Below are 11,228 nucleotides of genomic sequence, written 5' to 3'. Positions count from 1 at the left end.
GAGATTAGTCTTTGAGATTAAATAGAGAAGAGGATCAAAAATGCTCTTGCACATTTTTAATTTAACTCATTTGAGTAAGTCGAGGTGTTGTCGGCTTACATGTTGCTCTTGTTATGACAAATCTATGACTCTTTTATTTTGGTTTTGCTACTTTGAATTATTTATTTTGGTTTTGGCACCTTAAATTATTAAATTAAAAGTAGCAAAATAATTAGACGCGCAAATAATTATTTCCTTCTTCCTTCCTTATAAAAATCCATTCTTCTGAATTCTCTCCATTAGTTCGCGATAAATCCTTAATATATTCTCAATATATGCCCAATAAATTTATAAGAAGACCTTCATAAAAATAAAAAACTGGTAAAAATTAATTGCAAAAATTTTCTGCAATTAAGCAGCAAAATAATAGAAATTTTGTCATTTTTCTAGATAATTTCTTAGCTAATTACTCAACTTTAACCCCTGTTTTTAGCTTTCAAAAGCCTACTTTTGTATAAAAAGTGTGATCTGTGACACACTTTTGCATAAAAGTAATTAAAAAATGCTTGTAGGTACTTTTTTTATTTTTATTCAGTGCTAAACTAGAATTAGAAAAAGAAGAAAGGAACTTAAAAACTTTCGAAGCTATTTATTTAATAAATAAGCTTATTAAGTTGAGACTTGAGGTTCCAAATCTCTATCTGTAGATTGATAGACATATACTCCTATTAAACTCCAATTAACTCCAATTAAATTAGATAGCTTCTTTTTTCATTCAACGAATAAGGCTAGTAGAGTGATCTAGTAGCGGTTCATGAATAAGTCAACTAATAAATTAAATACCTAGTATAAATTCTTAAACTAAACATTAATTAAACCACAGATTAACATTAGGTCTTGGAAGGAATTCCACTTTTATACTTCTATCTAAAATTATAAAAACACAATTTACATCAAACTAGGTTTCTTCCAAGGCTTATTTTTCTCCTACCTAATCCATACTTAAGTACTTAATCTCTTTAAAGTTTTTAAGTATGTATTAGTTGCTAATAAAGAGAGTTAACTATTTAACTCGTTAACCTAAAAAGAAACTAATAAAGTTAATCAGCTTAAAAAACAAAAATTTAAAAAACAAAAAATAAAAGCAAAAATTAAATAACTATACAAATATAGAAGATCATTAAGCGTAAAATTATTTACCTACAAGTTTACCTAAAACTTTGAGGCTTTATATCTAAGAACCAATCAATCATGTGGCATGACTGCCGTTGCAGTACTCGCATAACTATAGTAAGTTTAAAAAGCTCGGTTCGAACATTAACTCTATGTCCTCAAAGTACTATTGATGTCTTGTTGGCGGTTGCTTCCCAATTAAAAACCTCTAAATATGAATTATCTATTAAATGTCAACCGCTAACAAGGGATCTCACAGTTCCTTAGATTTAAGGGCTACTTAAGGGCTTTACCTTTTGTAGCTTAGCCTAACTTGCTAAAGCTCAAGTTGACTATACACCTCACCAGAATAAGTAGCTTTGCTTATTGTGTATAACATTTACTTGAATTAGTTTAAGTTAGGTAGAACTTCTATCTTGGGTCTAAGATATATTTGGCCAGTGAGTAAAACTAACCTTTGAAAATGAACTAGGTATATCCTTTTGCTTGAGTTGTTTATGATTTGAGCAATTGCGACAGTTTTGATTTGAAAGTTGAACGTTGAATTAGTGATTATCGTAAGATCTGGATGGTCTATTGGATTTATTCTGGTCTATGGGTGCACGATTCTCCGGTTGTTGTGATCAACCTTCAGTGAGAAACTTAATAAGTAAATGAGTAAGTATAATTGAAACACCGAGATTTTAGTTCCCGCAGTTTTGTGGTAGTCGGATGTATGCCATGGCATACTTCGACTTACCATAAAAAGCGGTTTTTTTTGGTTCGATTTTTTTTTTTTGTAAATCATCTTAAGTAAATCTCATTAGGAGACTAAAATGACAAAAACTATGTTAGCTGCTCGTTGGTACAAAGCTAAAGATATTCGTGTTGAAGAAGTAGAAGTTCCTGAAATCAGAGACCCACATGAAGTAAAAGTTAAACTTAAATACTGTGGTATCTGTGGTTCAGATTTACATGAATACTTAGCTGGTCCGATTTTCATTCCGGTAGATAAACCGCATCCAATTTCAGGTGATGTTGCTCCGGTGGTAATGGGACACGAATGGTCAGCAGAAGTAGTTGCAGTTGGTGAAAAAGTAACACGCGTAAAAGTTGGTGATCGTGTATGTTGTGAACCAATTTTCTCACCGCACAAAGATGGACGTTACTTATTAGCAGACTATCACTTAACTCCATTATTAGGCTTCCAAGGTCTATCTGGTGGTGTAGGTGGTTTCTCTGAGTACTCTGTAGTTGGTGAGCACATGTTACACAAGATTCCTGATAGCGTAAGCTACGAGCAAGCTGCTCTAGTTGAACCAGCAGCGGTTGCAGTACACGCGGTACGTAAATCAGGTATTCAATTAGGCCAATCTGCAGTAGTATTTGGTGCTGGTCCAATTGGTCTTCTCGTAATTGAAGCTTTAAAAGCAGCTGGTGCGGGTACAATTTTTGCAGTGGAAGTAAATGAAACTCGTCGTAACCGTGCACAATCATTAGGAGCTGTACCTTTAGATCCAACAGCAGTTGACGTAGTTGCTGAGGTAAAAAGATTAACTAATGGTGGTTCAGACTATGCCTTTGAAGTAACTGGTGTACCTCAAGTACTAGAGACTTCATTATTAGTAACACGTAATGGTGGTGAAACTGTGGTAGTTTCAATTTGGGAACGTCGCGCAGATTTCCAACCAAACGATTTAGTAATTCCAGAGAAAAATGTTCGTGGAGTAATTTGTTACTGTAATGACCACCCTGTAGTATTAAAACTAATGGAAAAAGGTTATTTCAGAGTAGAGGACTTTGTTACTAAAACCATCGAATTAAAAGATGTAGTAACTGAAGGTTTTGAAGCACTAGTAGCAGATAAATCTCAAGTGAAAATTTTAGTAGTTCCACCTACAGCTGAATAAATTAAAAAACGGCAAACAGGTTAATTTTGTAAGTGAGAGATATCTCACAAAAAGATTTTAATGTAAGATTTTGCATTTTATCTTTGCTCCTTAAAGGTAAAAAGAGGAAAGATAAAGCTGGTTAAGCTAAAAAGTAAAAAAGTTAAAAAGTAAAAGAGACAGAGAGTAAAAGCTGAGTTTGAGTTAGCTGACTGACTATGGTAATTATGGTAACTATAGTAACTATAGTAACTATAGTAGTAACTAAAGCAATAGGGTGATTATGGTGATCTTGCTAATTTGCCCTTGCTATCTTATGCTCGTACTGGTGTTGAGGCTTTTACTTTCTCTGTTTATGATTTTACGATTTTTACGATTTTTTACTAGATGTACAGCTTTCCAACTTTATAACTTTCCTACTTTTCCAACATTTGTTTTGCACAGATGAGTTTGCATAGAGATAGTATTAGCTAAGTAACAAATTTGCATATCTCGGCAAAACTTTAGCAAAACAAAAACTTAGGTCAGAGACAATGCCAGAATCAAGATCATCAGTGATCTTTTAAATGCCCCATAAAAAACCTACCAATAGCGGTTCCATGACTAAAAGAGTTTCTCTTAAATCATCTTTAACTAGTAGATAAAAAGTTGATAATACTTAAGTCAAACACACTTAAGTAGATGTTCTTTAGTCTTGGCACAGCTATGGTATGATTTTTTTGTCTTTAAACTTTTTAAATAAGCCCAAAAGGATCTCCGAAATCCTTTAAAAGTTTATCTGCAAGGATTTTTCTTATGTCACAAGAAGAACAAAAATCAAGACTACCTGATTTACCAAAAGCAACAATTTGGATGTTAAGCTTTGGTTTTCTCGGTGTGCAAATCGCCTTTACTTTACAAAGCTCACAGATGAGTCGTATTTTCCAAACTCTGGGAGCTGATCCACATTCACTTGGTTGGTTCTTTATTCTTCCGCCACTTGCGGGGTTATTAGTACAACCTTTTGTTGGTCACTTTTCTGATCGTACTTGGTCTCCAAGACTAGGTGGTCGTCGTTTACCTTTCTTAATTTACGGAACAATTATTGCTGCTCTGGTAATGTTCCTTTTACCTAATGCAGGTAGCTTTGGTTTTGGTTACGCTTCTTTAGCTGCTCTACTATTTGGAGCAATGATGATTGCGTTATTAGACGTATCTTCTAATATGGCAATGCAACCATTCAAAATGCTAATTGGGGACATGGTAAACCAAAAACAAAAAAGCTACGCTTATGGTATCCAAAGCTTTTTATGTAACACAGGTTCAGTAATTGCGGCTGCTTTACCATTTATCCTTGCGTTAATCGGAATTTCTAACTATGCGCAAGCTGGGGAAATTCCTCCTACAGTAAGAATTACTTTCTACATTGGTGGGGCGTTATTAATTTTAACTACCATCCTGTCAGTTTGGCGTGTTAAAGAGTATGATCCAGAGACTTATGCTCGTTACCACGGCATTGACTTACAAAACAAAACTCCTGAATCTAGCAACTGGTTTGTGCTCCTTAAAAAAGCACCATCTACTTTCTGGACAGTAACCTTAGTACAATTTTTCTGCTGGTTTGCTTTCCAATACCTTTGGACTTACTCAACAGGTGCAGTTGCAGAAAACGTATGGCAAACCACTGACGCAAGTAGCCTAGCTTATCAAAATGCAGGTAACTGGGTTGGGGTATTAGCTGCAGTACAAGCTATTGCTGCTGTTGTTTACTCTTATGTACTGGCAAAAGTACCAAGTGAACATAACCGTACTTCTTACTTTATCAGCTTATTCCTAGGTGCTCTTGGTTTACTAAGTATTGCTTTATTTACAAACCAATACGCGTTAATCCTATCTTTTGCTTTAGTAGGTTGTGCATGGGCTGGTATCTTAACTTACCCATTAACTTATGTAACTAACGCGTTAGTAGGTACAAAACACATGGGTACTTACCTAGGTTTATTCAACGGTTCAATTTGTTTACCACAAATTGTTGCTTCAGTAGCAAGCTTTGCGTTATTCCCACTATTAGGAAAAACGCAAGTAAATATGTTCTACGCTGCAGCGCTAGTATTATTCCTAGGGGCTTTAGCAGTGTTTACGATCAAAGATAAAAAATAATTCATTTATAGCGAGAACTGACACTATGGATTTTGTAAAACCTGAAGATTTAACGGCTAAATTACAAACTTTTACTCTTACTAATAAGCAAGATACAAAAGTAACCATTCTAAATCTCGGTGGGATAGTACATGAGTTTATTTTAAACTCTTCAACTGCACCACAAAATCTCTTAGTGTCTTGTTCTCCATTAGTTGATTACGTGCTTAATCCATTTAATGTCAATAAGCAAATTGGTCGAGTTGCCGGACGCATAGGTAACGCCAGCTTTAAGCTCGGAGAACAGTTAATCAAAGTTGAAGCCAATCAAGGAGTTAACTGTTTGCATGGTGGGACGGCAGGCATGGGAAATCAATGGTTTGCCGGAGAGCAAGTAAGCACAAATAAATGTCGCTTAAGCAAACTGCTAACTCCAGAAGTTGATGGTTTTCCCGGTGAGCTTGAAGTGATGCTCGAGTACGAGTTAACTGAAGATAATCAGTTAATTTTAACTTACCACGCAACTGCGCAATCGCCGTCAGTATTTGATCCAACTTCACATACCTATTGGCGTATCGAGCCCACAAAAAGCAGTTTGCAAATTAATGGGGAGCACTATCAACTAGATCAACAGCAACTCCCAGTAGCTGTAGACAATAATCCAGTATATGACTTTAAGCAACCAAAAAATCTAGAGCAAGCTTTAAGTGCTTTACAAGCATTTACTGGTAATCCGGTACAAGCTTTTGACGAAGTATACCAAGTAGGGAAGCAAGTAAATAACTCTCTACCACTGGTTGCAGAGCTCAACGTTGCTAGTTTGTACAATTTAAAAGTTTATTCAGCAAGAAATGGTTTAGTAATCTTTACCGCAAATCCTTTAGATGTTAAAGCGCACGATCAAGGAGTATTTAACTCTCTTGCGCTTGAACCGCAAACTCTACCTAACAGTTTAAATCAGCCTGAGTTTGGCGAAATACGTTTAGAGGCAGGGCAAACAACTAGTTGCCAAATAGTGTTTGCGGTAACTTCTTTAATTTAGTAGCTGTTTGCAAAGTAGCCATTTGCAAAGAAGTCATTTCAAGAGATAGTTGCAAAGTAAACTTTGCAATAAGCTCAAAACCAATTTAAGCAAGCACAAAAGCGCAAGCATAAAAGCGCGCAGGTATAAAAGCGCAACAATATAAATTTCGAGACAAATCAAAGACTGTTTCTATAGTCTAGAACTAATTCAAAATAATAAAGTAGGTAACATATGACTTTACGAGTAATGGATGTAACTCCTTGGGAAGTTAGTACAAATAACTTAGATAAAGAGCACAAACGTCTAGTTGAAAGTTTAACTAGCCTAGGTAATGGATACATGGGGATGCGTGGGAACTTTGAAGAGTACTACTCTGGAGATTCTCACTTAGGTACCTATGTTGCAGGTGTTTGGTTCCCAGACAAAACTCGTGTGGGTTGGTGGAAAAATGGTTATCCAAAATACTTTGGTAAAGCAATTAACAATGTAAACTTTGCTAAAGTAGATATCCATGTTGACGGTAAACGCGTTGACCTTTATGCAGATCAAGTAAGTGATTTCCACTTAAGCTTAGATATGCAACACGGTTTACTAACTCGTACTTTTACTGTACATGGCGTAAAATTTACGGTAAAACGTTTTATCTCATTAGCAGTAAAAGAGTTAGCAGCTTTTGCTTGGGAAGTAGTAGCTGTAGATGGTAAAGAACACCAAGTAACTTTCACTTCATACTTAGACGGTGATGTAAAAAATGAAGACTCTAACTATGAAGAAAAATTCTGGCAAGTAGTTGCCAAAGACGCTCAAGGTGCAAGCGCAAGCTTAAGCATGCAAACTGTAGCAAATCCATTTGGTATTGAACAGTTTATTGTAAGCGCAAAACAAACTTTTGCTGGTGATTTTGTCGCAACAGAAGCAAAAGCACAAGAGTTAGATGTTTACAATACATTTACTGCTGAAGTTGGCGCTACTGCAAAATACTTTGAAAAATTTGTAGTGGTAACTACTTCAAGAGATTACTCTGATTTAGGTGCTTGTGAACAAGCAGCTGCGCAGTTAAGTCAAAAACTAGCAGGACAAAGATTTAGTGCTTTATACCAAGAGCATGCGACTTTATGGGAAGATCGTTGGCGTTTAGCTGATGTACAAATCTCTGGTAAAGAGGAAGTAGCAATTGAATCACAACAAGGGATTCGTTTTAACCTATTCCAGTTATTCTCAACTTACTATGGTGAAGATTCACGTCTAAATATCGGTCCTAAAGGCTTTACTGGGGAAAAATACGGCGGTGCAACTTATTGGGATACTGAAGCTTATGCTGTACCTCTGTACTTAGCTTTAGCAAAACCTGAAGTTACGCGTAACTTATTAAAATATCGTTGGCAACAATTACCACAAGCGCAACACAATGCTCGTCAACAAGGTTTACAAGGGGCTTTATACCCAATGGTGACTTTTAACGGGATTGAATGTCACAACGAATGGGAAATTACCTTCGAAGAAATTCACCGTAATGGAGCAATTGCTTATGCAATTTACAACTACACTAACTATACCGGTGATGAGGAATATTTAAAAACTTACGGTTTAGAAGTGTTAGTAGAGATTGCGCGTTTCTGGGCTGATCGTGTACACTTTAACACTCGTAAAGGTCAGTATATGATCCACGGGGTAACTGGTCCAAATGAGTATGAAAACAACATCAACAATAACTGGTACACTAACTATTTAGCGACTTGGGTATTAAGATACACTTTAGAATCTTTAGCAAAATTTGCTCGTCCAGATTTAAATGTTACTGATGCTGAAAAAGATAAATGGCAAGATATCATTAGTAAAATGTACTTACCTTATGATCAAGAACTAGGGGTAATTGTGCAACATGATGGCTTTATGGACAAAGATTTACGTCCTGTAAGTGCACTAGATAAGTCTGACTTACCTCTAAACCAAAAATGGTCATGGGATAAAATTTTACGTTCACCATTTATTAAACAAGCAGATGTTCTGCAAGGTCTATACTTCTTTGGTAATGAGTTTGATACTGCAACTAAGTTAAAAAACTTTGACTTCTATGAGCCAATGACAGTACATGAATCTTCTTTATCTCCATGTATTCACTCAATCTTAGCAGCAGAGTTAAATAAAGAAGAAAAAGCGGTTGAGATGTACTTACGTACTTCACGTTTAGATCTTGATAACTATAACAATGACACTGAAGATGGTTTACACATTACTTCAATGTCAGGTTCATGGTTAGCAATAGTGCAAGGTTTTGCGCAAATGAAAACTTGGAACAATAAATTAAGTTTTGCGCCACGTTTACCACACATTTGGGATAACTATGCCTTCCACATCAACTATAGAGATCGTTTATTAAAAGTAACTGTTGATGCACAAAAAGTAACGCTAAATCTTCTAGAAGGTCAAGAGTTAGAAGTAACTGTTTATGACAAACCTTACCTAGTAACTAAAGAGTTAGTAGTAGATTTTGGAGGTTAAAAACATGAGTTTTAAAGGGGTACTCTTTGATTTAGATGGAGTTATTACCGATACCGCCGAATTCCACTATTTAGCTTGGAAAGAATTAGCGGATAAACTTGGGATTAGCATTGATCGTGAGTTTAATGAGCAATTAAAAGGAGTAGACCGTGATGAATCACTCCGTCGTATTCTGGCATTTGGTGGCAAATTAGAAGAGTATGATGCTGAACAAAGACAAGCATTAGCTACCGATAAAAACAAAGAATACAGCAAGATGATTGCGCAAATGACGCCAGACAATGTTTTACCGGGGATTGTTACTTTTCTTGAGCAGTTAAAAGCAGCTGGCAAGAAACTAGCTTTAGCTTCTGCAAGTAAAAATGCTCCGGCAATTCTAGAGCGTTTAGGTTTAAGTCACTACTTTGAAGTAATTGCTAATCCTACCTTAGCTAAATCTAAACCTGCACCTGATATTTTTCTGCTAGCAGCCCAAGGTTTAGGGCTTGAGCCACAAGAGTGTATCGGGATTGAAGATTCTGCGGCTGGTATTCAAGCAATTATCGACGCGCAAGCTTTACCTGTAGGGGTTGGTAGTGCGCAAAACCTCGGAGAAAATATTGCCTTAGTAGATAGCACTGCTAAGCTTAACTTGCAATTTCTAGAGCAAGTTTGGCAAGAAGCGCATAGCCAAAAATAGCCTTTACAAGCTAATTTAGCTAGCTTTTAACTATTAACTAAAAGAACAGCGTAGATCTAAAAGCAGAGCTTACCGAGATAAACTGTTCTGATTAAAGTAACAGCGCTAACTAAAATAACTAAGCTAGTGGAACTCCGTTAAGGAGTAGTAACACCTAGCTTAGAATAAGTACAAACCACGGTTTTATCTAATGTATGCTGACACTTGTTTCTCAAGAAATTGAGTTTGAGAGTAGAGGCATAAGATAGGTAAACCGTGGTTTGTCTTATTTGTAGTGGGCTTTTCTTAGGGATTCCCGAACAAAGAAGAAGCTAATGATTAAATATCATTAAATTTCTTACCTTTACATTAACTTAACAATTGATTTCAAGAAGAGCAGTCTGCCCTTCTTGAAATCAATGTAACCTAATGTTATTTAGTAATTTATTTAGAAGAAAATGATAAATTTCGGGAATACCTATTTTCTCAAAGCAAAATGCCTAAGCTAAAAATATCACTCTACAGGTAGTTAGAGCTGTATGTAGTTGGGTATTTTACTGGCTAGGTTACAAGTAGCTAGCAGTAAAAAGGTTCTCATCCAACAAAAAAGGCTTATAATAAGGCAAATCTTAATTAACTTTTTAGCAATTATGAAAAAATCACTTCTAGTAGCAGGTTTAGTACTAGCAACAGTTGCAAGTGCTAACGCTAACACAAATAACAATTCAGATTTATTTAATCATTACAACAACCAAATCAAATTTAACGCTGCTTTAGGTTTTGGTGTTACTAAATTTGGTAACATTGACCATAACTTTACTGCTCCTGTGGTAAAACTTGGGGTTGATTTTGCTGTAGCGCGTTTTGGTGAAAAAAGTAATCACGTATTTTACGTAGGTCCTGAACTTTACGCTTCTTATAGCTCAAAAACTCTTGATAGCTCTAAATTCTCTGGTCAAGAAGGTGGCGCTAGTGTTGACACTAAAGTAACGCAGTATGCTGTTGGTGTTAAAGGTACTTACGTTTTAGAAACGCCTCACCTATTAGTTGATCACTACGTAAGTCTAGGTTTAGGCATGAATAACGTGCATTACTCTTTAAACAGTAATGGTGTAGGTGCTACACAAAATACGCACGGTATGTACGTAAGTTTAGAGGGCGGTGTTAAATTCCATATGGGCTTAACTGTTGGACTTGAGTACCGTCATGGCTGGAAAACAGGCTTAAAAGAAACTAATTACGATACAAGTTCAAATACTTTCAACGTGTTAGTTGGTTATACTTTCTAGTTTATTAGTAGCTAAGCTTTCTAGCTATTAGAGGCTATACTTTTGTACTAATATCTATCCTTTCTAGCGTATTAGTAGTTATACTTAGTTACTCTTTTCTAAGGCATAACCTTAGTTAGATAAAACCACATTATTAGTGTGGGTACTAACTCAAACTTAAATTATTTAAAAAATTTTTTAAAATAAATAAAACCCTGCTGTTGATAGTAAAAAGCTATCAATAGCAGGGTTTTATTTTTGTCCTCTTCAAGATTAAAAGCATGCTTGGAGCCTATAATTGCGTACTTTGCTAAAAAAGGTAACCTAGTGGTAAGTTATAAAGCTGTTTAGCTTAAAAATTATTAAGACTTACCATATGGTAACCAAGGAATCGCATAAAAAACCTATGAATTTATCTCTTGCTTTTAAGGTAAAAACTTGCTAAATTAATTTATGTAATTAAAGATTTAATATTCAGGTTAAGGTTAATAAGTTAGTTTAACGGTTATTAATTTTAACAAGCAAATTTAATAAAGAGGAAAATATCTAGGGATTCCCGAAATTGATCATTTTCTCCTAAATAAATTACTAAATAACATTAGGTTACGTCGATTTCTAGCAGGGCAGACTGCCCTTCT

Annotated in this window: 6 protein-coding genes; all 6 read left to right on the top strand. The window is 35.5% G+C overall.

All coding sequences use genetic code 11. The features are described from left to right. The first annotated feature begins 1,967 nt into the window (after window positions 1–1,967). Window positions 1,968–3,041, top strand: coding sequence for a 2,3-butanediol dehydrogenase (locus tag CKF54_RS00755; RefSeq protein ID WP_316248816.1), 1,074 nt, complete (start codon window positions 1,968–1,970; stop codon window positions 3,039–3,041). A gap of 774 nt (window positions 3,042–3,815) precedes the next feature. Then, window positions 3,816–5,159, top strand: a complete 1,344-nt coding sequence (locus CKF54_RS00750; RefSeq protein WP_119524372.1) for an SLC45 family MFS transporter — start codon at window positions 3,816–3,818, stop codon at window positions 5,157–5,159. 25 nt (window positions 5,160–5,184) lie between these two features. Continuing rightward, window positions 5,185–6,180 carry a galactose mutarotase gene (locus CKF54_RS00745; protein WP_119524370.1) on the top strand — a complete coding sequence of 332 codons (996 nt, stop codon included), beginning with the start codon at window positions 5,185–5,187 and terminating at the stop codon, window positions 6,178–6,180. A 213-nt stretch (window positions 6,181–6,393) separates the two neighbouring features. Further along, window positions 6,394–8,664, top strand: a complete 2,271-nt coding sequence (locus CKF54_RS00740) for a glycoside hydrolase family 65 protein (protein WP_119524368.1) — start codon at window positions 6,394–6,396, stop codon at window positions 8,662–8,664. 4 nt (window positions 8,665–8,668) lie between these two features. Then, entirely contained in the window at window positions 8,669–9,343 is a 675-nt protein-coding gene (gene pgmB, locus CKF54_RS00735; RefSeq protein WP_119524366.1) for a beta-phosphoglucomutase, read from the top strand. Between the two features lie 629 nt (window positions 9,344–9,972). After that, the gene (locus CKF54_RS00730; protein ID WP_119524364.1) at window positions 9,973–10,611 is read left to right on the top strand and encodes an outer membrane beta-barrel protein; all 639 of its coding nucleotides are present in this window, start codon (window positions 9,973–9,975) and stop codon (window positions 10,609–10,611) included. Window positions 10,612–11,228: the final 617 nt, after the last annotated feature.

The sequence above is a fragment of the Psittacicella hinzii genome (genome assembly GCF_003585885.1).
In the GTDB taxonomy this organism is placed as follows: domain Bacteria; phylum Pseudomonadota; class Gammaproteobacteria; order Enterobacterales; family Psittacicellaceae; genus Psittacicella.
The sequence above is the reverse complement of the archived record's forward strand: the minus strand, read 5'-3'. Positions and strand labels throughout refer to the sequence as shown.

Coding starts and splice junctions, on each gene's coding strand:
- CKF54_RS00755 (WP_316248816.1), top strand. CDS start 1,968: ATGACAAAAACTATGTTAGCTGCTCGTTGGTACAAAGCTAAAGATATT.
- CKF54_RS00750 (WP_119524372.1), top strand. CDS start 3,816: ATGTCACAAGAAGAACAAAAATCAAGACTACCTGATTTACCAAAAGCA.
- CKF54_RS00745 (WP_119524370.1), top strand. CDS start 5,185: ATGGATTTTGTAAAACCTGAAGATTTAACGGCTAAATTACAAACTTTT.
- CKF54_RS00740 (WP_119524368.1), top strand. CDS start 6,394: ATGACTTTACGAGTAATGGATGTAACTCCTTGGGAAGTTAGTACAAAT.
- pgmB (WP_119524366.1), top strand. CDS start 8,669: ATGAGTTTTAAAGGGGTACTCTTTGATTTAGATGGAGTTATTACCGAT.
- CKF54_RS00730 (WP_119524364.1), top strand. CDS start 9,973: ATGAAAAAATCACTTCTAGTAGCAGGTTTAGTACTAGCAACAGTTGCA.